General features: G+C 53.4%; 22 protein-coding genes and 1 pseudogene. 12 read left to right on the forward strand and 11 right to left on the reverse strand.

From position 1 onward, the window contains the following. Positions 1 to 151 precede the first annotated feature (151 nt). Genes ACN082_RS07915 through ACN082_RS07935 form a run of 5 tightly spaced genes read left to right on the forward strand, consistent with a single transcriptional unit; the run spans position 152 to position 6,505 of the window. Positions 152 to 2,302 (forward strand): TIGR03773 family transporter-associated surface protein, encoded by a 2,151-nt coding sequence (locus ACN082_RS07915; protein ID WP_419100320.1) that lies wholly within the window; start codon positions 152 to 154, stop codon positions 2,300 to 2,302. Then, the gene (locus tag ACN082_RS07920) at positions 2,295 to 3,872 is read left to right on the forward strand and encodes an anchored repeat ABC transporter, substrate-binding protein (protein WP_419100321.1); all 1,578 of its coding nucleotides are present in this window, start codon (positions 2,295 to 2,297) and stop codon (positions 3,870 to 3,872) included. The genes ACN082_RS07915 and ACN082_RS07920 overlap by 8 nt, the downstream gene beginning before the upstream one ends. A gap of 43 nt (positions 3,873 to 3,915) precedes the next feature. Beyond that, the gene (locus tag ACN082_RS07925) at positions 3,916 to 4,929 is read left to right on the forward strand and encodes a choice-of-anchor M domain-containing protein (RefSeq protein ID WP_419100322.1); all 1,014 of its coding nucleotides are present in this window, start codon (positions 3,916 to 3,918) and stop codon (positions 4,927 to 4,929) included. After that, positions 4,926 to 5,648: an anchored repeat-type ABC transporter ATP-binding subunit gene (locus ACN082_RS07930; RefSeq protein ID WP_419100323.1), complete on the forward strand. Its 723-nt coding sequence runs from the start codon at positions 4,926 to 4,928 to the stop codon at positions 5,646 to 5,648. The genes ACN082_RS07925 and ACN082_RS07930 overlap by 4 nt, the downstream gene beginning before the upstream one ends. Then, positions 5,645 to 6,505, forward strand: a complete 861-nt coding sequence (locus tag ACN082_RS07935) for an anchored repeat-type ABC transporter permease subunit (RefSeq protein ID WP_419100324.1) — start codon at positions 5,645 to 5,647, stop codon at positions 6,503 to 6,505. The genes ACN082_RS07930 and ACN082_RS07935 overlap by 4 nt, the downstream gene beginning before the upstream one ends. 82 nt (positions 6,506 to 6,587) lie before the next feature. Here the strand turns inward: ACN082_RS07935 and ACN082_RS07940 are convergent, their stop codons facing one another. Further along, complete coding sequence (locus ACN082_RS07940; protein ID WP_419100325.1) at positions 6,588 to 7,649, reverse strand: zinc-dependent alcohol dehydrogenase family protein; 1,062 nt, start codon at positions 7,647 to 7,649, stop codon at positions 6,588 to 6,590. Positions 7,650 to 8,163: 514 nt separating this feature from the next. Between ACN082_RS07940 and ACN082_RS07945 the strand changes: the two genes are divergently transcribed. Then, positions 8,164 to 9,666 carry a hypothetical protein gene (locus ACN082_RS07945; protein ID WP_419100326.1) on the forward strand — a complete coding sequence of 501 codons (1,503 nt, stop codon included), beginning with the start codon at positions 8,164 to 8,166 and terminating at the stop codon, positions 9,664 to 9,666. Positions 9,667 to 9,680: 14 nt separating this feature from the next. Here ACN082_RS07945 and ACN082_RS07950 read toward each other — a convergent pair whose 3' ends face one another. From ACN082_RS07950 to ACN082_RS07965, 4 genes are all read right to left on the reverse strand, one after another. Continuing rightward, positions 9,681 to 10,547, reverse strand: coding sequence for a hypothetical protein (locus ACN082_RS07950; protein WP_419100327.1), 867 nt, complete (start codon positions 10,545 to 10,547; stop codon positions 9,681 to 9,683). A gap of 4 nt (positions 10,548 to 10,551) precedes the next feature. Further along, a complete protein-coding gene (locus tag ACN082_RS07955) occupies positions 10,552 to 12,048 on the reverse strand; it encodes a hypothetical protein (protein WP_419100328.1) in 1,497 nt (498 codons plus the stop codon). A gap of 377 nt (positions 12,049 to 12,425) precedes the next feature. Continuing rightward, positions 12,426 to 12,911, reverse strand: a complete 486-nt coding sequence (locus tag ACN082_RS07960; RefSeq protein ID WP_419100329.1) for a hypothetical protein — start codon at positions 12,909 to 12,911, stop codon at positions 12,426 to 12,428. 2 nt (positions 12,912 to 12,913) lie between these two features. Beyond that, the gene (locus ACN082_RS07965; RefSeq protein ID WP_419100330.1) at positions 12,914 to 13,129 is read right to left on the reverse strand and encodes a helix-turn-helix transcriptional regulator; all 216 of its coding nucleotides are present in this window, start codon (positions 13,127 to 13,129) and stop codon (positions 12,914 to 12,916) included. 197 nt (positions 13,130 to 13,326) lie between these two features. Here ACN082_RS07965 and ACN082_RS07970 point away from each other — a divergent pair, with 197 nt between their 5' ends. The 3 genes from ACN082_RS07970 to ACN082_RS07980 all read left to right on the forward strand — a co-directional run bounded on the left by ACN082_RS07970 (position 13,327) and on the right by ACN082_RS07980 (position 15,152). Next, complete coding sequence (locus ACN082_RS07970; RefSeq protein ID WP_419100331.1) at positions 13,327 to 13,647, forward strand: putative quinol monooxygenase; 321 nt, start codon at positions 13,327 to 13,329, stop codon at positions 13,645 to 13,647. Between the two features lie 460 nt (positions 13,648 to 14,107). Further along, complete coding sequence (locus tag ACN082_RS07975) at positions 14,108 to 14,707, forward strand: hypothetical protein (protein WP_419100332.1); 600 nt, start codon at positions 14,108 to 14,110, stop codon at positions 14,705 to 14,707. Next, positions 14,685 to 15,152, forward strand: a complete 468-nt coding sequence (locus ACN082_RS07980) for a hypothetical protein (RefSeq protein WP_419100333.1) — start codon at positions 14,685 to 14,687, stop codon at positions 15,150 to 15,152. The genes ACN082_RS07975 and ACN082_RS07980 overlap by 23 nt, the downstream gene beginning before the upstream one ends. A 24-nt stretch (positions 15,153 to 15,176) precedes the next feature. Here ACN082_RS07980 and ACN082_RS07985 read toward each other — a convergent pair whose 3' ends face one another. Together ACN082_RS07985 and ACN082_RS07990 are read right to left on the reverse strand one after the other, a co-directional pair. After that, a complete protein-coding gene (locus tag ACN082_RS07985; protein ID WP_419100334.1) occupies positions 15,177 to 15,488 on the reverse strand; it encodes a hypothetical protein in 312 nt (103 codons plus the stop codon). A gap of 247 nt (positions 15,489 to 15,735) precedes the next feature. After that, positions 15,736 to 16,137 (reverse strand): annotated as a pseudogene (locus ACN082_RS07990) (replication initiation protein); the annotation flags it as partial. A gap of 29 nt (positions 16,138 to 16,166) precedes the next feature. Here ACN082_RS07990 and ACN082_RS07995 point away from each other — a divergent pair. Further along, the gene (locus ACN082_RS07995; RefSeq protein WP_419100335.1) at positions 16,167 to 16,391 is read left to right on the forward strand and encodes a putative quinol monooxygenase; all 225 of its coding nucleotides are present in this window, start codon (positions 16,167 to 16,169) and stop codon (positions 16,389 to 16,391) included. 91 nt (positions 16,392 to 16,482) lie between these two features. On the opposite strand, the gene ACN082_RS08000 is transcribed toward ACN082_RS07995, so the two are convergent. Beyond that, positions 16,483 to 17,682: a hypothetical protein gene (locus ACN082_RS08000; RefSeq protein ID WP_419100336.1), complete on the reverse strand. Its 1,200-nt coding sequence runs from the start codon at positions 17,680 to 17,682 to the stop codon at positions 16,483 to 16,485. A gap of 369 nt (positions 17,683 to 18,051) precedes the next feature. Here ACN082_RS08000 and ACN082_RS08005 point away from each other — a divergent pair, with 369 nt between their 5' ends. Together ACN082_RS08005 and ACN082_RS08010 are read left to right on the forward strand one after the other, a co-directional pair. Beyond that, positions 18,052 to 18,882: an NUDIX hydrolase gene (locus tag ACN082_RS08005; RefSeq protein WP_419100337.1), complete on the forward strand. Its 831-nt coding sequence runs from the start codon at positions 18,052 to 18,054 to the stop codon at positions 18,880 to 18,882. Further along, positions 18,879 to 19,739 (forward strand): thermonuclease family protein, encoded by an 861-nt coding sequence (locus ACN082_RS08010; RefSeq protein WP_419100338.1) that lies wholly within the window; start codon positions 18,879 to 18,881, stop codon positions 19,737 to 19,739. The genes ACN082_RS08005 and ACN082_RS08010 overlap by 4 nt, the downstream gene beginning before the upstream one ends. A 94-nt stretch (positions 19,740 to 19,833) precedes the next feature. On the opposite strand, the gene ACN082_RS08015 is transcribed toward ACN082_RS08010, so the two are convergent. The 3 genes from ACN082_RS08015 to ACN082_RS08025 form a co-directional block, all read right to left on the reverse strand. Further along, positions 19,834 to 20,703 carry a thermonuclease family protein gene (locus ACN082_RS08015; RefSeq protein WP_419100339.1) on the reverse strand — a complete coding sequence of 290 codons (870 nt, stop codon included), beginning with the start codon at positions 20,701 to 20,703 and terminating at the stop codon, positions 19,834 to 19,836. A gap of 165 nt (positions 20,704 to 20,868) precedes the next feature. Further along, positions 20,869 to 21,501 (reverse strand): superoxide dismutase, encoded by a 633-nt coding sequence (locus ACN082_RS08020; protein WP_419100340.1) that lies wholly within the window; start codon positions 21,499 to 21,501, stop codon positions 20,869 to 20,871. Positions 21,502 to 22,283: 782 nt separating this feature from the next. Beyond that, positions 22,284 to 22,814, reverse strand: a complete 531-nt coding sequence (locus tag ACN082_RS08025) for a MarR family winged helix-turn-helix transcriptional regulator (RefSeq protein ID WP_419100341.1) — start codon at positions 22,812 to 22,814, stop codon at positions 22,284 to 22,286. Positions 22,815 to 22,990 lie beyond the last annotated feature (176 nt).

Here is a 22,990-nt window from a genome sequence, read left to right on the forward strand (position 1 = left end):
TTTTCTGTGTCGCTTGCCGGGAGGGTGCATCAACAACCCACCCTTATTTGAGAATGATTATCATTAAAGATAAACTGACTTCTGATAAAAATCAAATGATTTCCCCTCAGAACCCATCCGTCCCATACTTAGGCAAATAGAAAGCACACCCATGTACCGCCCTCAAAGCCCCCTCTCTGTAACCGCCCTGGCTCTTGCCCTCAGCCTGAGCCCTCTCGCCCCAGCACTTGCCCAGGATCAGCCTTCCCCCCTAGAAATCAACAGCTCATCTTCCATCCAGGGACAAGACATAAACCAAGCATCGAAGACCGTCCTGCACACTGAACATACGGATGCCCTGGCCCTAGCTCTAGGCCAGGACGGCCTTGATATGTTTACCTACGCAGACCTCCCCCAGGCCCCCAGAAGTAGGCTCGACCCTGCAAGGACAGTTTTTAACCTTGAAGATAGAGAAGAGACGCGCTTACCCATCCCTGAGGGGTTCGACTTTCTTGGAAAACCGGGCGAAACTATCTGGCTAGCCCCCCAAACCCAGGTCAAAGGTGTCCTCTGGCCCGGGTGGAACACTGAAGATATCCGCCCCGGGCAGCTCTCAGGGGATAAGCTCAACCTTGAACTTATCCAGGCGCGGACCCCTGAAAATGGTGCTGTAGAGGTCTTCCAGTCATCACTCACTGGAACCACCCGAATATTTAGCTCCCAGCAGAGGCTAGCTGCCCACCAGCAAGCTGTCGGCTCCCATGTTCATGCCAATTGGGCCTTTACCGCCCCCGGAACCTACCAACTAACCTTCCGGGCCAGTGGCTCCTACCCAGACGGTAGCCCTGTTTCTGCAGAACAGACATACACCTTTGTCGTAGGAGAACTTTCAGCAAATCCCGAAGGGGAAGATGCCAAGGACCACAGCACTCCAAGAAAACCTGACCCCTCACAGCCAGCAACCCCAGAGCCCACCAAGCAGGTAGCTGAACCCGCTGCAGTTGAACCCCCTGTAGCTGCCGCCGCTCCACCTCAGCCTGAAGCTGGTGAGCAAGCAAGCACCACCGCTGGCCAGAAAGAAGCTAGCAGGCTCCCGGCAGCCAGCCCACAAAGCATGGAGAAGGATCTTGCCGATCCCCCGGCACCCCACCCGGCACCCCAAACCCAAGAGCGCGTTGACGAAGAAGCTACAGTCTCCCAGCAGGCCAACCCGGCCGCCCAGCCCTCCCCTGCACAAACATCCCATTCCCAGCCAAGCGCTCAGGAGCAAGGAACTAGAGCTGACAGGCAACAGGACACGATCGCGCCCCAGTGCTATGCCACTGAGGAGCAGGTTCATACAGCAGTAGCATCCAAGGGTAGGCCAACCTCTGCACAAGCTAGGGCCTCTTCTACCTCACCCCAGAAGCCAGCTCTTAGTGTGATGCGAGCTGTGAACACTAAGGCCGACCGCGTTTCAAGCGGGCATTTCGATTTTGGGCCGGTCTTGAAGTCAGGTAGCCTCTCCGCCCGCGTCAAAGATGACCGCACCTCCCCTGCCCGCTGGAAAGAACCCGCCGCTCTGACCTTTATCCTTGGTCAAGATGCCAAGACCTCCTTACCTGCGGGAATGGAACATATCGCCCCAGCAGGCAGTGAAATTTACCTAATCGGTGCCACCCAAGAACCCCATGTTCCCTGGCTAGGTTGGAACACCCAAGACCCTGAGCTCGTCGCCCAGGCCGCCGGCCCCGTGGAGCTAAAGCTCAGTGAGCTCCAAGGACCTGGACAACTATCAGTCTTCCTCTCGGGCAACTTCGGGGCCGCGGGAACCACCGTCTTCAACAAGGTGGGGGACACATATTCGGTGCCGCTCAACACCCACCAGCACGGTAACTGGATCTTTACAGAAGAGGGTGTGTATACCGCCACCCTCACCTGGTCAGTACCACTCAAAAATGGGCAGAGGGCAACAGCCTCCGGCACCTTACGCTTTGAAGTAGGTGATACCTCACAGAGTGCAGATCAGAAACCAGAGCAGCAAGCCGATCAGAAGACAGAGCAGAATAAGAGCTCAGAGGCCATCAAGAATGAGGCAGATATCGTCACCCGCCCCGATGGAACCAAGGTACGCATTGTAGGCAAGACCGCTCAGGGCGAAAACTGTGATCTAAGCGCCGAACAGCTAGCGAGCGCACAGCGAAAATCTGCCCGCGGGGAGTTAGCCTACACCGGCTCCACAGCCAAGAGCTTGCTGGCGGGTGGGCTTACAACCGTAACCTTGGGCACCTTGCTACTGCTGATCAAACGCCGTTCAGCCCGCCGGGTCAGCACCCATGAATAGGTCCTACCCTGTGGTAGCTAGCATCCTAGCTCTCATCCTGCCCTTAGTGGCAGGATGCAGCGCTGGGGATGCTGGGCAGCAAAAAGGGTTCCATATAATAACTTCAACGCCCATTATGGCTGACTTGGCTAGAGCCGTGGCCGGCGATAGGGCCCAGGTTACTTCACTGATTCCGGCGGGGGCTGACCCCCATACCTATGAGCCCTCCTTGAGGAACGTGCGCGATATAGCCTACGCAGATGTAGCTTTTACCAATGGCCTGCTTCTTGAGCAGCAGAAACTCGTCCGTACTATAGATGCCAACCTGCCTGCAGGAGCCACTTCGGTAGCTATAGCGGAAAAAATTGAAAGCTACGGTGGGACCCTGCTGCCTCTGGTAGAAGATGCTTCGCTGGATTCCATCTGGCTGGGGCTACGCACATCAGGATCACCTAAGGATCTAGACCTGGCAAGAGATGCGTCTGTCGCCTTCCGGGCAAGTCGCGCTCAGGGTCCCGGGCAGTTAGCTGCTTTTATTACCGGCACCTTTGGGTCGGTAGAAATGGTGGCAGACTCAACCCATATGGAGGCATCCGACGAGAACCGGCAGTTGGAGACCACCCTCCCCTTGCAGGCCCACACCCACCTGTCATGGTCATATGCAGAACCTGGTATATACGAGCTTGATCTTGAAGCCAGCGCCCACACAGCCCAGGGGGAAAGCCTCACCGGCCTCAAAGAAGTCCCTGCCACCACTATTCATTTTGCGGTGGGGGTTGATCCCCAGGAGTTAGCTCAGCAACTTCAAGAACAGACAGGTAGCCCCGTGACCGTACTCAATAATGGCCATGCCGACCTGAATGCTGATCTGGCCACCGGAACCCTAACAATACGCACAGATTCAGATGGCCAGATAGAGAACCATGATCCGGCAACCACTGTTATCGCGGTACCTTCACGCACTTTGCAAGAAGTACCCGCTGGCAGCCAGTACCGTTTTCTTGGCAAGCCGGGGACCAAGGTGTACCTGCTGGCCCAGGCTGTACTCGGCAAGCATGTTCACGGTGAGATAGACCCCCATATCTGGCATTCAGTACCTAACGCCATGGCAGCTGTTGAATTGATGCGAGACACCCTCAGCACAGCAGATCCAAGCGGTGCCTCCACCTACCGAGCTAATGCCCATGCTCTTCTCGAAGAGCTCTCCTCCACCCACCAGGAACTCACAGCAATCTACGGAGGGCTTAACAGTAGCCAAACTAACTTGGTGACCACCCACGACGGCTACCGTTATCTTGCCTCAACCTACGGCCTCACCGTAGCCGGGTATGTCTCTGCCGGCCCGGGGGTAGAACCCAGTATCCAGCAACGAGAACGTCTCCGCCGCACTATCACCGACTTAGGAGTACCGGCCCTTTATACAGAACACAAAAACCTTACAAGGACGCCGGTACTCCAACAGGTCAGTGAAGAGCTAGGGGTAAAAGTATGTGAACTCTACTCCGACACCATAGACTCTGCCGCCCCGACCTACAGCCACATGATGTTAAAAAACGCACACACAATTGCTCAGTGCTCCGCTAGATCCTGAGCCTTGCACCACCAGCCCACCTGCACCCCTACCGAGGACAGTTATGAACCGTATATCTCGTCTCGCTACAGCGCTCACTCTTACTACTTTTCTCCTCCTGCCAGGCACACCTCTAGGATCAGCCTCCTTTGCCACAGAAGATAACAGGAGCGCACAGGAGCGCGCACTAGAACAGACCCTTTCGTCCGATGAACCCACCGTGACAGGCCAACACGAAATTTCGGAAGGTCATATCGACTTAGGCCCTACTTTATTTGACGGTTCTTGGGAACTCATGTTTCGCGATGATTCCGGTCTCTCACCTGTCTGGCGTGATCCGGCAGAGGTGGTGCTTCGTGGCAATGACACTTCTCTCATGGCTGTACCCGATGATCCCCGCTATTCTTTTGTCCATGCTCCACCGGGTGAGCAGGTCTACGTCATCCCCCAAACCGAAGCGGCTGGGGTAGTGTGGCCCGGCTGGAATACTCAGAACCCGCAGGTTGTGCAAGAGCTTGGGCGCGGGGTCACCCTCACCCTGGAAAAAGTTGAGGGCCCTGGAGATTTTTTCCTCTACCTTGAGAACGGTAATTTTGCCGCTCCCGAGGTCCTCTGGGACTCAAACAGTGCAGGACCTCAAGATATTTTTGTGGAACCGAATACTCATGTTCACGCCAATTGGGTTTTTACCCGCCCCGGTGCCTACTACCTTACGGTGCGGGCGCACGCTGAACTATCAGATGGAAGGCAGGTTAGCGATACCGCCCAGCTACTCTTTGCAATTGGCTCCGAGGTAGAGACAGAACAGGTATTCTCTGGGGCGAGAGTCCTCAGCACAAAAGACCAGCATAAAGATTCGGGCACCGACCTAGCAGCACCCTCAGCTGTACCGGCTCAGGCTAGTAAGACCCCTAGAGAAGATAGCTCTGTCAGCCCACAGCAGGCTCTTTCCCCAGCGCTCCTTACCGGCATAGGGCTGCTGGTGCTCTTCCTGCTTGCTGGCTCACTCTACCTACTCCGGCGCTCTGTAAGTGCCCGTTCAAGGGCCCTCAGTGAGAACTCTGGGGAGCGATCATGACTCTCCCTCTATCCATCCGCAACCTCACCGCAGGCTACCCTCAGCAACCGGTCTTAGAAGGTCTTAACCTGGATCTGGAAGCCGGTGAATTTGTGGGTCTTATCGGCGCTAACGGTGCGGGCAAGACCACCCTCCTGCGCTCAATTTTAGGTTTGGTACCAATCCACTGTGGCAGTATCCAGGTACTCGGGAAACCCCCCATCACAGCCCGCACCCAGATTGGTTATGTGCCCCAAAAGCATCTCTTCCAGTGGGACTTCCCCATCACCGTTGAGCAAGCTGTACTCAGCGGTCGCACCAAAGCTATAGGTTGGTTCCGTAGGGCAGGCACATCTGACTGGCGGGCTGTCTACTCGGCATTAGATCGGACTGAACTGACTCCTTTGAGGAACCGGGTTATAGGTGAACTCTCAGGCGGGCAAAAGCAACGTGTTCTGCTAGCACGAGCGTTAGCATCCGATCCGCAATTACTTTTACTGGATGAACCTTTTACAGGGATTGATGCCCCCACCCAGACCTGTCTCAACCGTCTCTATCAAGAACTAGCCGCCAGCGGGTTGGCTATTCTCATGTCCACTCATGACATGGTGGCAGCCCGCGCCTACTGCTCACGCATTATTGGGCTTCAGCGGTGTCTCGTTCTTGATGCTCCCGCTTCCCAGCACAGTGTAGAAGAACTCTATACCTTCCTCCATCACGACAGAGTGAGCCCAGCATGATTAGCCCCTTTGAGTTTGTCCAAGATCTTTTTAATCCAAACTTAGCCTTTTTAGCTCGCGCCTTGGCCGCAGTGGTTATCGCCTCGGTGGTAACCGGAATTGTTGGTTGCCATGTGGTCATGCGCGGCATGGTTTTTATTGGTGATGCAGTGGCGCACTCTGTCTTTCCCGGCCTAGCTATTGCCTTTGTGATGGGAGGCTCTTTAGCTCTGGGAGGCCTGCTAGCTGGGGTCATTACAGCAATAATGGTCGCGCTTTTTAGCCAGAATCAAAAGCTCAAAGAGGACTCGGTCATCGGTATCTTCTTTGCCGGTTCATTTGCTTTAGGTATCACGCTTATTTCGCTGGCACCGGGGTATTCAGGATCGGTTCAGGATTTTCTCTTTGGTTCAATCGTAGGTATTTCAGGGTCAGATGTTGCTCAAACAGCCGGTATTGCAGCTACGCTCATACTGGTCCTAGGTGTTTTTCATCAGGAGATTGTGACGGTATCTCTCGATAAGGAGAGCGCGCGGGCAGCAGGCCTGCCTGTCCTGGCCCTCGATGTCTTGCTCTATGTGGTGGTAACGGTATCTGTAGTTATTTCCTTGCAGATCCTGGGCAATGTCTTGGTTCTAGCTCTGCTAGTAATCCCTGCGGCCAGCGCTCGACTGGTCTGCCGAACGCTGGGGCGCATGATGGTTTTTGCGCCGCTCTTTGGCGTGCTGACATCAGCTACCGGGCTTTACTTCTCTTGGGCTTTTAACCTGCCAACCGGAGGCGTGATTGTACTGACCATGATTGCAGGGTTTTTGGTGAGCTCTGCTGTCAGCGCCTTGAGAGGAAAACTAAAAGGGCCAGCGCTCATGACGGGCTGACCCTTAGCCTGTGACCGGTATGGAGATGGCTACCCCGCTTTCTCCGCGGGGTAGCCATGAGCTACAGACACCCGGTGAACTGTTATTTCAAGGCTTCACGGGAGATGACAACCTTGACGGCCTTGTTCTCTGCGGCATGAGCAAAGAGGTCGTAGGCTTCTTCGAACTGGTCAAAGGTGAAGTAATGGGTGGCCATAGCCTTAGCGTTCAGGCGACCTGAGCGCACCATGTTAAGCAGGTTTTCCACGGTATTGCAGTTAACCAGGCCCATGTTGATGCAGACGTTGGAGATCCACATGTCCTGGATGGGTAGTTCCACAGCCTTACCGTGGACGCCGGCGTTAGCGATTGTGCCGTAGGGCCGTACGATTTCGGTGCAGGTTTTAAAGGTTGCGGGTACACCCACGGCTTCAACAGCAACGTCCACGCCTAGGCCATCTGGGGATAGAGCCTTGATTTTTTCGACAGCATCGGGCTCTGAAGCATTAACCTTATGGGTTGCCCCCAGTTCTAGGGCGGTGTCCATACGGTTTTCATCCATGTCCACGGTAATAACGGTACCGGCACCGGCCAGGTTAGCGGTCATGATCGCGCCCAGACCAACGGGACCAGCACCAACAACAGCCACGGTGTCACCGGGCTTGGTGTTGCCGTTGAGGATTCCAATTTCAAAACCGGTGGGCAGGGCATCGGTCAGGAAGAGTACTTGGTCATCCGCCAGGCCTTCGGGAACCCGGTAGAGGGAGGTCTCTGCGTAGGGTACGCGGACATACTCAGCCTGAGTGCCATCGATCAGGTGCCCAAAGATCCAGCCGATACCGCCCACGGTCTGGCAGTGGGAGTACTGGCCCTTCTTGCAGTAGGAGCACTTGCCGCAGTTGGTGACGGCGGGGATGATAACGCGGTCCCCGACTTTGAGCTCTGTGACGGCAGAGCCGACCTCGGTGATGGTTCCTACAGCTTCGTGGCCTAGGATTCGACCGGGCTCGACGGCGGGTACGTCGCCTTTGAGAATGTGCAGGTCGGTTCCGCAGATGGTGGTGGTATCTACTCGTGCGATGACGTCAGTAGGTTCAATGATGGTGGGGTCGGGTACTTCTTCCCAGCTGCGCTTGCCGGGGCCGTGGTAGACGAGGGCTTTCATGGGTTCTCCTTTGAATATTTATGGGGGGGTAGGAATGTGCTCCCAATCACCATCATACGGGTAAGGTTTCGGGGCCTTCAAAAAACACGGCTCCGTTAAGGAGGTCTTCACCCAAAGAACACTCAAGGGAAGATTGACGCCCATTCACAAGGTAGGGCGCACTATAAATAGCTATATAAGATGGCGATACAATAAAATTTAAACCGCGCAAGTTCATGGGAGAATGAGGGAATTAGTCTTATCGAAAGGCCCGGTATTTACGTTGTCACGGTTTAACCCTCCACCCAACTGGCCACGATTCCCCGAAGGCTGGGTGCCACCGGAGGGCTGGGAGCCTCACCCTTCATGGGGTACCGTTCCTCCCGGCTGGCAGCTGTGGGTTCCAAGCGTTGACCAGTCTCGCTCAAGCGAGCGTAACAAAAACCTACCAGACTACGGTTCCACACCCCGGAAGCAACAAAAATCTAGGCGCTTCGGAGCCTACTCCTCTATCATTACGGCTGGCTCCATAACCTTGAGTACAGCTGTAGTCGCTTTTGCAACTTTGGGTAATGGTGTTGACGAGATCCTTTCTCCTGAGTACGTTCAAGCCCTCGACACCCTCAGCTTCTGGAACGGTCACAATAAGACAGTTGATTTCTCTAATACGGCCACTTGGCCAGCCCACACTCTCTACCAAAACTATAGTGAGGTAGGTAGCAACTCACCCACCATAACCTCAACTCAAGAGTTATCAGGAACCGGTGAGGCTCTCCTCGATCTTTCCCGCCCCGATGGACCAGTTGAACCTGCCTGGGTTGAGTATGAAATTATCCCCTCTGATACCAAGGACCCTGAGGTAACTTTTCTGGGTGGGAGCCAGGAGCAGTATATTAATGTCACCGCTTCAGCTAATAAGCAGGAGGAACCGGTGAAGGGATCAATCTGGCTAGATGCTAATGTCAGCAAAAGCAGTCAGAAGGTTCAGGTAAGCACTCGTGGGGAATGGAAGATTACAGTGCATCCGGTTTCTGATGCCCCCTTGTATGATTCCATCAGTCAGCTAGCCGGAACAGGGCAGCAGGCCTTTATTTTGCAGCAGATTCAAGGAGCGCACCTTGTATACGCGCCACAGTCAGAAGTATCTGCACAATCTTTGAGCCCTTTTAGTGTTACTGTCCCCGATCAGCTCGGCAGAGAAGATATACAGCCGACGCAGGTTTTTACCTCCGCCTTACCAGCCCAAGACACCGATTTTAAAATACCGTCTTCCCCGTGGTTTGTTACGGTAGACGGCCAAGGCTACGAGTGGTGGATAGGCTTTAACCATGAGGCTATTTCTCCAATCGGGGCACTCAATGCTCAGCCGTATAAGTTCCTCCACGATGGGGGCCAGGAAATCGCAGCGTCAGACAGATCGCAGATTTTTACACTTGAAAATACGAATCCTATGATTCTGACGTATACGACCGCACCCACAGAAGATACGAAAAGAAGAAACCGATACCCGAAATACGGGCCGGAAGCTATTGATTTCTCCGAAGCTCAAAAATTTGCGGTAACCAACCCCGATAAGGACCTTGATGAGCCTGGGGCAATTCGCGCTAAAGAGTTCGGTCACGACGGAACCGTATATGACCTTGTCAATATGACCTCAGATCCCGTAAACCGCCTGGAGGTCTTGACCCAAAACCAGGAAAGCTGGCAGGTCAAAGCCTACCCTCTTGATGCAGCGCCTGAGATTAAACCGGGAGATGCATTTTACGGCAGAAGAGGAGACGGTGCAGGGGTCTTCTTCTGGTCTGGAGGAACCGAGGCAAAACTTGAGTTTTACCGAGAAGTGCAGGTGAGCTGGGGATTTGAGGAGGCCTCGATAACTTTCTACCGTCCGGATGGAACAGGGCACTATCGGTCACAAACGGTCTTCGCCTCAGATCTCTCAAGTACCAAAATATCTGTGGATCTCCCCGCGGAACCACTCTATATTGATGTTCGGACTCCCCTAGCCAGTAGCTGGTCTGTGTATGTGCCTCAATAAGATTTTCCGCAAGCCTATCTAAAGGTTAGAGTCCACTCTGACTCGGCTTGGACAGATACATATTCTGCATCGGAAAGCTCGATGGATTCTGTCCGGTCCGCAGATGATGGGGGGATTATCGAGCGTTCGGTAGAGCCAAAAGGCCCTGCTGTATAAAGCGCAAGGCCTAGGCGATCTTCGGACGGCTTATCAGTGGAGTAGCTAATATCTACTGCGGTTGCACCAGGCGGAATCCGGAAGGCTTGGTGCCCTAACCCCTGTATCGGTTCGTTAAGGCCATGAATGGGTATCTGAGATGCCGGATGAACCCTCACCTGCCAGCGTCCTTGAGTCTCGATTCTGAGGGCGTTTATACCCCTATCGATGTCTTTTAACGGCGGAAGGTAGGGATTTACGAGTAGAGAATACGTGCCAGCTTTAGGGATATCTATTGTTCCGTACCCCCACAGTAAATCGTCCGATACCAGCCGGCTCTCTAAAAATATGCGTACCGTATCTTGGGCATGGGCAGGCTCGTATTCAACCTCTACCCATATAGTGCTTTGGTCACCGCTGGGATCTTTAATACGGAAGTCATTGTTGCCGGTGCCAGAATACTCTGCTCCGCCGTCCTCCAGGTCAGCTACCGAGATAGGTTGAGGGCCCAAAGGTTGGGGGACGGACGGTGTCGTTGCCTCCGAGATAGCGGGGGATTCTGCAGAGACATTTGAGTCCATACTCCGGGAAGTGTATGCCTGGCCTGATTGAACAGAATTATCTGTAGCCGATTCTCTGTTCATAACCCCAAGCAGAACATAGATTAGTGCGGTAGATAGCGCCACAAAAACAACTACGATAGCTGCCAGTACTCCGCTGGATGAGCTAAAGCCTATCTTTTTCATGGTTTCAGCTATTCCTCATGCTTTGAGAGGTATCTGCCGACTCTAAATCCTGATTGTATTCGTGAAGGAAAGCAATGAGCTGAGATGTCTCTTCAATAAGCCGGTCTTCATAGCCCAGGGCAAGACCCATTCCGGTATTCCGTTCAAGTTCTTCTACATCCCGAAGCGCCAGGGCTAATGCTCTCTCATAAAGTCGTTGAGACAGTGAAGAATAGGCAGACTGTGAATGTTCGATAATAAGTTTATTGAGCCTTGTACCGTCCAGATTAATCATGAACGTTTCAAGCTGCGAACGTAGGGCTTTCACGCGCTTACTCTGCAGTCCGATTGTTGCTAAGGCGCCCCGGTTCACGGCTTTTTTCCACGAAAGATAAAGGGCTACCATAGCGCACGGTATAAAAAGTATCGTGAAGCCAAGCATAAAAGATGTTGGAACAATGAGCAGTAGGTTGAGAGCAGTGTGCGCACTACTGACAAAGTTAATAGAACTCACAAAAAACCAGAGAGTAACTAAACCCAGGCCTATTCCACCCGCGATACCAACCGTTAGCGCCTTCCTGGGAGCACCACTATCCGTGTATGTTGCTTCTGTGACAATTTGGTCCAGCCGACTAAGGATTGAATGAGCTTTGAGAGTATCCGGTTGGGTGAGAAGCTGCCGCGCATAGTCTCTTTGGGCTTTGAGCAAACGGAATGTACCTATTTTTTGTCTAGGTGCTGGCCATAGAGCTTTTGGCCGCCAGTCTGTTCTGATGTATGAGTAGGACAGAGCAGTAGACCGTTGGAGCATGTATTCGACACTGGTCTTCACATCAACGGGCAGGCCAAGGGCCTTTCTCAGGGTCAATAAGCTGGCCCCCTGCGGTGGTACGGGAACAGGGTAATAGGCTACTTCTTCGGGGTTTCTGGCAGCACTAAGCCCCCTATATATCTTCTGCGCGGCCCCATAGACTGCCCCTTCAGCTTCTTTCCATTTCACAAGGTGATGCCGGAGGGTAACTAAATCAGCCTCTTGCTGTGTACGCGGTAAAGCCTGGCTACCTGGGTTCATATTGTTGGGCTGTTGGTGGGGCGGAAAGCCTGATGTGAGACCCTCATCAGCTAATGAGACAAGTACCCCATAAGCCCTACGGAGTTCCGTTGCCCATTCCTGTTGCATATACTCGCCCGGAATATCCTCTATGTAGAAAAGTTGTTCACGAACAAGCAGGGTAATTGGCCGGAGTAAAGTGTCAAAGACCGATTGTGCTGTATCGCCTGATATCCATATCGCGCCTGATCCCATAAGCCCCTGCGCTAAATCCTCTAATCGTGCTATTCCGCTCTCATACTCAGTGAGTTCATTGCCTAATAGGTCGCTGGCTATAGGCAAGGTTTCAACATATTCCTGATGTTTGAGCATGCTGTAGGCAAGGTTTTGGAGAGAGTCCCACGCTACCTCTAGGTCTGCGAGACGTAATTCCACAGGAATAGTTTCGTAGGTTACTTCAAAGCTGTCCATGTCTAGGACAACCCTCGCAAGAGAACGCTTAATACAAACCCACCGCCTATAGCGCTGAGCTTTCCGCGTGTAAATGCTCCACTGCCACCACGAAGTAGCACCGAGAATAAACACCGCAGGAAAGATAAGAACAAGCGCATTCAAAGAGGTGCGGGAATCTGGACTGGCCACTATCCATACCACCGTTATCGCAAGAATAAGTATGGTTAGAAGGCTCGTAAGAACGGCCAGGTAGGGGCGTGGTTTGCGCACTACGGTAGCTTTCGTCAGGTACAGGTCTACCCCAGTTTAGCGCGCTAAAAGAGTCACCCCTGGTTCGTATGACTCATTATTGCGTTATGCATCTACGCCCACACTCTAAGCGCACATGTTTCCAGCTAGTCGTCCTCTCCTAGTTGGGCATCCAGGCGTTGGCGGTCACGCTGGCGTTGCTTGGTAGAAATATCACGCAGTATGAAGAGGCTAGCTGTCGCGCCCACTACACCACCAACAATCATTCCGCGTGACATATCGGGGTCTACAAGCCCCAGAATGTTGCGGTAGATTCCGCTCATCATGAGCATGGAAACCACAAGGGCGAACACCAACCCAACTTTTGAGTATGGGGTAATTCGAGGCCTGGGAGCGTGCTGACGTAGCCAGAAGTCTCTGATCGTCATTGAGAAGATAAGCACCCCCAGGGGGAGCACAGCCCACATGGCATACCAACCGGGCAAGACCCAGGCCAGAACTGCGCAAGCCCCAAACATTAAGTTGATGACCCAGGCATAGGAAATTGCGATAGCCCTATAGAGGGCCTGCCGCTCAAATTCATCATCCATGGATGCGTCATAGCGGTCCAAGATTCTCTGGTTGATACTCATGTTTAGTCACCTTCTCGGGGGTCAAAGATGTCCTCCACCGACCTGCCCAGAATCTTTGAGATCATCAGGGCCAGGTAGACCGAGGGAGCATAGTTGCCCTTTTCAATATTGGCGATGGTCTGGCGGGACACCCCTGCCCGTTGGGCAAGTTCTGCCTGCGATAGTTCCTTCCACCGCCGGTACTTTCGCACCAGGTTGGTGCTTGGTTGTGGTGTCATAGTGTTCTTTCGGGTTGAGGCCTCCCCTTAAATGTAAACTATTCTTTACATAAGAACAACTATCTTTGACTGAGAGGTGGCGGGCTCCCTCAGCGCCTGTAGCCTTTCCCCACACCCCCGGCTTAAGGCTTGAGCCAGATACCCAGTAGATCTAGGGTTAAAGGTGCAAGACACCATCAAGCAAAGGACAGCCGAGCATGATTTTTATTGTGGTTAAATTCCAGGTTAAAGACGGCAAGCGTGAAGAATTCCTAGAAGCCGCCCGCGACTTCACCCTGGCCACCCGCGCAGAGCCGGGCAACAAGTGGTACGAATGGTCCCTGAGCGTTGAGAACCCCAACGAGGTAGTCCTGGTCGAAGCCTTCAAGGACGACGCAGCAGAAGCCCACGTTAAGTCCGAGCACTTCGCCAAGGGCATGGAGAGTATGCGCCCCTGGCTGGCCGAGACCCCCAAGATTATCTCCCGCCTCATTGAGGGCAATGATTGGGACCGCATGGGCGAACTCACTATCGACTAATCCAGCACACCCCAACACAGGCAAGGGGCGGCCACCGCATGTGGCCGCCCCTTTTGACCTGGCTCCGTCAGAAAATTACTGAGCGCAGGCGTCACAGCTTAAGCAGTGATTCAAGGTCCAGGACCTCAACGGTAAAAGGGTGCTGGTCGCTGGGGGTCGCATCACCCACACGGAGTAAAAATACAGTGCAGTGCACTTCAATGCCACAGGTGTGTAAGAAAAAAGTCCCTAGAAATCAGGTCAGAGCTGATCGGTAAGTGTGTGGGTCTAGCTGCTGTTGGCTGGTTATGTATCCGTTGTGTGAATATTACGGAGATTTTCAAATCGGTTCTGGTTAGGCATTTTATCGGATATATCATCTAATTGTGGTGTAATAAGTTGACTTATTTAAAGCGTATATGGTTAGTTTGATGTGTCGCTAGTCACCAGAGTAAAGATGCTCTATACAAAAGGAAGAACAATGTCTCTTGCAAAGAAGTGTTCAACAGGATTTGTAACCGGTACGCTAGCTCTAGGAGCGCTTAGAATTGCCCCTGCCCATGCGAATAATCCAGTGCATGAAGAAAGTGCAGAAAGAACTTTGGCTACCAACAGTACGTTGCATGAAGTAGCAAATGATTCTGGTTATAACTATCGCCATGAGTACTCTATTACACCCACATACGCTGATACTCTGCCTGGCCACGAAATATGGAAAATTGTTACTAAACAATTTAGTAATGTTTTCCCTATACCTGGAATGGTTGATAATCCGCAGCCAGGTCAGGAAGTTATCCTGCTAGGTAACAACCCTATTCGGATCCTGGAAGTCGGGGACCGTCACATAAAAATTCTTTCGCTTGAAAGTCATAGGCTTGGGCCTGACAACATCGTTACTTTAGGCGTCAGTGCTGACGGTAGAACTCTTGTAGCAGAAGCCCATGGGCCTCATGATCCTGGTTTCCCTGACAGCTTCATTGCTTGGCCCACGTGGAACGCATTTTCGAACAATATTGTTCATGCTGTATATGAAAGCGAACCTGGAGGAGTGATTCCCAGTGACATTGATGCACAGCACTAAACTCTCTAGCAACACCAAAATATTTCTGTTAATTTCTGTACCTATCATGATTTTTCTCACCGTAGTGCTCGCGTCGTTGCCAGTTCTTTCTCATGCTGGACTATGGGGAGAAGTATCATCTAATCCACAGAAATTCGGTCAATTTTTCAATATATACGGTCTTATTCCCGCTGCTATTTATGGTTTGGCTTACTTTGCCAACTCTATTCTTTCCAGAGGTTCTCAGCGAGAAGGCGGTTTTCCTATGATTAACTGGGGAATTTTTGGAATTAGTGCTTACCTCGTTGCTTTCCTCTTCTACCTCTGGCTAACGAAAAGTGCTGAAGCCATTAACTCTATTTCTTGGATTATTCCTTTAGGCATCACGTCTGTCTGTGCTATTCACTTTTTTATGGTTCACAAGGCCGTTTTGCATATGCGTGTGCATAAGCTAAAGACCGCTTAATCTTATAGGAACCCAAAAACATATTTATTTTCTATTTGGATAATTTGATTTTTTGGTACTTTCCTTACGAGCACGATAAGCACCCTCTTTCACAGTCGAAACTGCAAGCTTAAAGTGCTTGGTGGTCTGAGTCCACGAGTCCCCTAAATCGTCATGATAGGCGCGGATCTCTTCTCGCTCTTGGGCTTTTTCAGTCAGCCAGTCAGTACGGCTACGAGAAGTCCAACGTTGTGCAGTGCGTTCAGAAACACCTACACGTTGTGCAACTTGTTTAGCCGTCTGAATTCCCCGCGAATAGCAAGCATAGACGCTAGGGGGCAGTTCTTCAGTGTTCACAGAAGCCAGTTCCTTTCGCGTGCTTTAGTAGCTCCTACATTCCCGCTTTTTATTCCACCTTTGCGTCCCCGTGCGAACTGGATAGCCGTAAAAGTTGCTTCATAAACAGCTTCCCCGTCATTCCACAACCGAGACTCAGCCACAACCCACCGCACAATGCTGTTAGCAATTTGCTGAGCTTCTTGCTCAGGTAATGGGTCTTTGAAATCAGCATTTAGACCGTGCACATGAGCCGTCACAGCCCTTTCTAAGCTCTCAGGACTGCCGAAGTGGTTCCGTCCTCTCGATAAGCCCACAGGCGCGCAGAATCGAAAATAAGGCAGTTTCTGCCTAGACCGGCGGCGTAGCGTCGTTTAGTTTTACGCCAGGAGGGGCTAGGAAGGCAGCTATCAGCTTCTAGAGCCGTTTTCAGCTCGTCTAAGGCATAGGCGTGGGTGTGGAGCTGGTAAGCCTCCCAGGAAACATGTAACGGGTTTTTAGTGATAAGCCCGGCATAGCCTTTATCTCCGTCTACTGCGATTCTTAGGCCTTCGGTAATGGCATGGGCGTAGGCGATTGGCTTGCGGTGGGCATACTCGGTGCGAGGAATGGGGGAAGCTAGGAGCCACAGGGCATGTGCGTGACCGTTGGCAGGGTTGGCTACGACCCAGTTAGGCCGGTAGCTCTCGCACCAGGTTGGTGCTTGGTTGTGGTGTCATAGTGTTCTTTCGGGTTGAGAACCCCAACGAGGTAGTCCTGGTCGAAGCCTTCAAGGACGACGCAGCAGAAGCCCACGTTAAGTCCGAGCACTTCGCCAAGGGCATGGAGAGTATGCGCCCCTGGCTGGCCGAGACCCCCAAGATTATCTCCCGCCTCATTGAGGGCAATGATTGGGACCGCATGGGCGAACTCACTATCGACTAATCCAGCACACCCCAACACAGGCAAGGGGCGGCCACCGCATGTGGCCGCCCCTTTTGACCTGGCTCCGTCAGAAAATTACTGAGCGCAGGCGTCACAGCTTAAGCAGTGCTTCAAGGTCCAGGACCTCAACGGTAAAAGGGTGCTGGTCGCTGGGGGTCGCATCACCCACACCAGGTCCGGTAGCGCGTGATTCTAGCTGCTCAGTCTCTAGGTTGTAGCGGTAGATGGTGGTCTCCCCCGAAAGGTCTAATATAAAGCGGAAGAGGTATTTATCTTCTTGCACCAGGTAGCCGATATCCTTACTCGGCTCGAAGTCGCCCAGGTCGAAAGCTACCGTGTTCTGGGCGGTTGCCAGGTCGGTTTTCACCACTTTGCCGTACCCCGATACCCACCACAGGTGCCCATCGTATAGGTAGAGCGGTGAGAGGGTGGGGCTCCACATCTGGTCATTTAGGCGGGTGGCCAGGTCCCCGCTTATGTCCTGCTCCCGATACTCGCCGGTCTGCGTGTCATAGGAGACCAGCTTTGACCCGGTGTAGTGCTCGGGGCCAGCGTAGGCCAGGCCCTCAGCAGGCGGGGTGATGCTGTCAATAATGTAGTAGATGACATTGTCAGAGCAGACAAAATGCTGGGTAGTGTTCGCCGGCTGCTCACTCTTATATTCGGCGACGGGGGTAGCTGAGAACTCTGGGTAGAGCTTATAAAGCCGATCCGGTGGGTACGCTGACTCAACGGGGTCTGCCTTCATCTCCCCGCTTTGGCCCATAGCCCACACCGTACCGTCGGGGCAGGTCGCCATCATGGAAAGAGAATCAGGTACCTCGTGGAGGGTGCGTTCTTGGCCCTGTACGGTGATAATTTGGGTGGGGTTCCCTGAATTTACAAGGGCGATAGATCCAGTTCCTTCACCGGGTAGGGGTATCTGTTCAGAGATAGTAAGCATTTCTTGTTGGGGGTGCTCTATGGTTTTTACCCCGTCGGCGCTCAAGATGTAGTCGTTCACCTTATCTTTGTAGTGAAGCTCTTGACCATCAAAACTAAGGGCCCCACCGTCCAGACCTTTAAGGTCCAGCCGCGACCACTCCTGTTTTTCGGGGTGGTAAAAGAGGATCCCGCTCCCAGGATTTTGCGACAGCGGCGAATCATACCGCCCCGCGAGATACACGGCGAAAGCCCCATCGGACAGTTGTTCCTGAGGCGAATACTGGGGCATGGTCGGTGAGAACAGGCCACACCCAGTCAGGAGGGCAATGGCTGAAAGACAAGAAAATAATTTTATTTTTTTCATCATTTCTCAACTTCTTTGTTGATACCTGTCCCCATTATTTTTGTGGAGTACCTTCCCCAGAAAATTCACCACGATAAAACAATGCGGATTATAAATTAATAATAATTATATGTATCTGCTTCACACAACCCTGATGTAGCTCCCCGGCTGGCAGTGAACTCGCCCTCCGATTGCGCCTTTCCATAAGTACATTTCTTCCCCGAAACCAATTAATGATGTCTCCAGCTACCGATTCAAGACCAGTAGCTTGCAGGGCCCACCGCGCTTGAAGAAGCCCCGCGAAAGGTTGCTCTTCCGTTCCCGCACGAACTCTGCCCCTTTTTCTTGACTAGAATGTAGGAGACAAGACCATCGCTAACTGTGGGGAACCCTATGACCTTGCCTGAGCCGGCTGCCCAGAGCCACCATGAAGAGCACCTCGATGCCGATCACACCTCGGTTTCGCTTGCTGTTTCTACAGTGATTTTGGCCTTGCGCCGCAAGGAGGGCCAAAGCCACCACTCCCTCTGGTTACCGCTTGTACGCCGTCTACGCGAACCCTACAAGGGCCAGTGGGCTCTACCCGGTGGGCCCTTACACCCGGAGCTCTCGCTCGAAGAAGCCGCAGGGTCCACTCTCAAGCGCGCAACGGGGCTGGTACCGGGCTATCTTGAACAGCTCTACGCCTTTGGCGACGTACACCGCACCCCCGATTACAAGATTATGCGTGAGGGCGGGTCACTCCCCGTACCCGCCGAAGAGGACGCCCACGAGCGGGTAGTTTCTATCATCTACTGGGCCTCTATCCCCCAGACCGAGGTCAAGCGCACCCGCGTCCACGAGAACATTCGGTGGTTCCCCATCGATGAGCTCCCCATTCTTGCTTTTGACCACAATGAGATTGTTGAATACGCCCTCTACCGTTTGCAGAATAAGGTGGAGTATTCCCGTATCGCACATTCTTTCCTGGGGGAAGAATTCACTCTTGCCCAGTTGCGTGAGGTCTACGAAGCTATCCTGGGACGCCCCCTAGACCCGGCTAACTTCCGCCGGCAGATTGCGGCCTCAAAATCAATCATTGACACCGGCAAGCGGGTTGAGGGAACCCGCCACCGCCCGCCGCGTCTTTACCGTTATAACCATTCGCGCGCATTTGCGGATCAAGGCCCCTTGGGCATGTACCGCGAGGCCGCTTATAAAGCCCAGGAAGGCACCCTTTCATGAAGCGTCTTATCCCCCTAGTCGCTAGTGCACTGCTTGTTCTGACCGGTTGCGGCCAGAACGATCAAGCCAACAGCACGGCGACGTCTTCTCCCACGATCAGTTACACGGACGGTATGACCGTTACCGTTGTTTCCGTTGAATCAGCGAACACCTTTACCGCAGAGATCGAGGGTCTTAAAAAGCAGGTCCGTCTAGTTAATCTTGCTGCGCCTTCCCCCAACGGGCTGGCACTTTCTAGTGACTGCCTGGTCGATGAGTCAAAAGCCCTTCTTGCAGAGAAACTACCTGCCAACAGCCAGGTGACGCTCAAATTTGATGAGAACCAGCGCGGCAAGACCGGCTATGTTGAGGCCGCTGTTTACTCGGGTGACGCTTTCATCAACCGGGATATGGCACGAGCCGGTATGGTAGCCACAACTTTCTCCACTGCCAGCGATAAGTTCTACCCCGAGATTTCTCAAGCCCAACAGGATGCCGCCAACGAGGGCCTGGGCCTTTATTCCCGCGACCTTAAATGCGCTATCCCCGCGCTGATCCAGGAGCAGAAGAAGGCTGTTGACGACGCCAAAACCTGGGAGGTCAATACCGGCCAGGACGCCTCTGCTGAGGACCAGCAGAAGGAGGCAGAACGTCAAAAAATCTACAAAGATGCCTCTGCTTTCTACCGGGAACTCAAGGATCAGGTTAAGTCACCGGCCCAATGGGTGGGCTCTATCGTCACTCTGGATTCTGTCTCCAAGCAACTGACAGATTTGGAGCAGACCCTCGGTGATGATTTCTATCCACAGAATGGCACCAGTGTAAACCAGCAGAAGAAGTCCGGGGCGCAAAGCACCCCGGCACGTCCCGGCTCCTAAAACCTACAGCTTTACTACTTTTCTTGGCCTCCGGTGGCCTCACTTTTTGGGTGAGGGCTCACCGGAGGCTGATTTTTTGCCCTGGTCCCTAGCGCTAGGGGGGCGGGGAGGCGCTGGCTTCTTTAGCTTTCTGCTCCCGTTCAGCCTCTTCGGCAACAGTGTAAGCAACCCTTTTGCTTTCGTGGGCACGGGTGAGGGCCGCTCTTTGGGTTTTGACAGACTGGGTTTCAACGATGGAGGCAAGCAGAGGCAGGTCGGGGTTTTTCTCGTAGCCTGCGAGAGTTCCAGTGAGCTGGGTTGCCTCTTCCAGAGGGTCTTTGAGGTCTAGCCCCTGTGCCCCGGTGAGGTTATTGGTCGCGGTCTTGAGCTGAGCTGGCAGGGTGCAGGCCATATCCCTGCTGTAGAGGCCTGCTTGTTTCTGGTCAGCTTCGTCTTGGGCTTGGCTGACCTGATCGTAGTAGAGGCTAGCACCGTCATGGGTTGCCACCCCGTAGCCCGCTCTGGCTATCTCAGCGTTGACCAGTTTGCCGTTAGGTAGGGTGACCCCGGCTGTGACAGTGGGCGGTGGCTCGGTAGCTGCTGACTCGGTGGGGCTGGGCCTGGTGCCGGTTCCTAGGGCGGTATCGTAGGTTAGTTCCACAGGTGAGCCCACCGGCAGCATACGGGTGAGGTAGTCGGTGGATTCTTCTGCCAGGCAGTGTATATCGGGGTTGTCGTGCCTGGCCTGAGGGGTGGCTAGGTTCATCAGGTCAACGATTACAGTGGCGCCATCACGGTCCACCACAATGGTATCTGCATCTTTTACCGAGATAATGCGAGCGCTGGTGAGGTCTTCGGTGGGGGTGGCAGTTGGGGTGGTTTCAGCTGGTTCTTCCTGGCCACCGCCCAGCAGACCGCAGCCGGTAAAAGTGAGCGCACCGAGGGCCAGAGCCGTCATGGGTGTGGTGTAGCGGTGTGGGCGCATGGGTTTTACTCCTTAGGGTTGAAGACCATAGCAGCCAGCGGGTGGGGCGGTTCCGTCCTTCTTGTGCCGCGACCGGCTTGTCTGGCCCGCTGATGACGAAGGCACCCGCGCTCTTCCCCGGTCAGGGAGGGGCGCGGGTGCCTGCTTGAGCCTAGTTTCTTGGGCTTAAGCTTCGGGGATGATGAGGCCCTTGGTCTGGGATACAGCGCGGTCCAAGCGTGCTGCAACGTCTGCCCAGTTGACGATGTTCCAGAATGCCTTGACATAGTCGCCCTTGACGTTCTGGTAGTCCAGGTAGAAGGCGTGCTCCCACATGTCCAGCTGCAGGACGGGGATGAGGGCTACGGAGATGTTGCCCTGCTGATCGTAGAGTTGTTCGATGACCAGGCGCTTACCGACGGTGTCCCAGGCCAGGATTGCCCAGCCAGAGCCCTGGATGGTGAGGGCTACGTTCTCGAAGTGGGCACGGAAGCCGTCGAAGGAACCGAAGTCGTTGTCGATTGCTGCGGCCAGTTCGCCGGTGGGCTTGTCGCCACCCTCGGGTGAGAGGTTCTTCCAGAAGATGGAGTGGTTGGTGTGGCCGCCCAGGTTGAAGGCCAGGTCCTTGGAGAGCTTGCCGATGTTGGCGAAGTCGCCGTTTGCGCGGGCTTCTTCCATCTTCTCGATGGCGGTATTGGCTCCAGCAACGTAGGTGGCGTGGTGCTTGGAGTGGTGTAGCTCCATGATGCGTGCTGAGATGTGGGGTTCTAGCGCCGCATAGTCATAGTCGAGTTCAGGAAGAGCGTACTTCTCTGCCATGGTGTGTTCCTTTCGTTAAAGGCCCTGTCTTAGGGTCTTTCTGGGTTTAACTCTACACACTCGGGGCCAAGCGGTCACGGGGCGGCTCCTATCTGTCTGCGGGATTGCTCCTGGGCTGATGCTAGGTGAGCCCCGTGGAAGCAGTTATCCACAATTCTCCACCGGGCAGGATATAAAGTTATCCACAGGTGGGGATAAAACTGGGGATATTCGAATTACAGGAGCGTGAGTTTCGAAGATATTCGATACCACACCACCCACAGGGGTAAGCATTAGGCCCTCAATCTTCGAAAATACAAGGGTGTTATTCGAAGAGCTAGACTGTCCCTGGGGGTTCCACTTGTGGAGAAAGCCTGTGGACAAAGCGTTAAAAGGCCACGAAAAGCATGGTCATTAAGGCTCTAGAGAGGGTTTTCCCCCCAGGCTTTTAGCGATTTCCCCACCTTAAGTGGAAATTGTTCACAGACTTATCCACAGGTGGGGATAAAAGGGGTAGGCGGCAGGCCAAGATCTTATGGCTGGCGCATGAGTGACCTCATGGGCAGCACAAGGTGCCCCTGATTCTGCACGGACCAGAGGGCCACGGTTCAAAAAGCACTGAACCCGATCCCTCAAAATAACAAGCTTGTAATCACACCCCTGGAACTTATTAACACTGTGGATAAGACCTGTGGATAAAAACTATAAGTCTTCACACGCACAAAGAACCTGCCCCACCACTGTGTGCGGTGGGGCAGGTTCTTTATATTTTAAAAAGTCTCTATGATGTCCGACAGGTGAGACTATTCATCCTCATCAAGAGAAGAAATATTCGCTACGTTGATGACGGCACTGGGCTTATCACCCAGAACGGCCTCACCGATCTTGGCAAGTGACTTGACCTGGCGGGCATTGAGCCGGTCAAAAATGATACTCCGAACGGCCTCAACATGCCCCGGCGCGGCCTCCTGCACCTTGTCCAGACCGGCAGGCAAAAGGTGACAGATAGACACGCGGCGATCCTTTTCCCAGATGCTGCGATCTACAAAACCCCACTTTTCTAAGCGGGTCACCACGCGAGAAAGGCGCGGTAGAAGAGTGTTTGTCTGGCAAGCCAGCTCGGTCATAGTGAGCTTATGTTGCTTGGATTCTGAGAGCATGGCCAAGACCATGTACTCCACGAAGCTCAGCCCCGAGTCCTTATGAAGCTGACTTTCCAGTTGCCCCGGCAATTTAAACATCATGGACGATATAAACAGCCAGCCTTCACGTTCTTCTTCAGATAACCAGCGGGTGGTATCAACACCAACAGGCGTGGAGTTTTCTGTGCTCATGGTTCCTCAAGGTAATCAGCAGAATCATCTATTCAACAAGTCTATAGTTTCATTGAAAGATGGGCCCGCTCTAGTCAACCCGTGCTCAATGTGTTGCTCACCCCATGAGCATGACCGGCACCACCGCCATCACCAAGCTTTTACCCCGCTCCACCATTTGATAGGCTTAATCACTA

The organism is Rothia sp. CCM 9417 (assembly GCF_048513575.1).
GTDB lineage: Bacteria > Actinomycetota > Actinomycetes > Actinomycetales > Micrococcaceae > Rothia.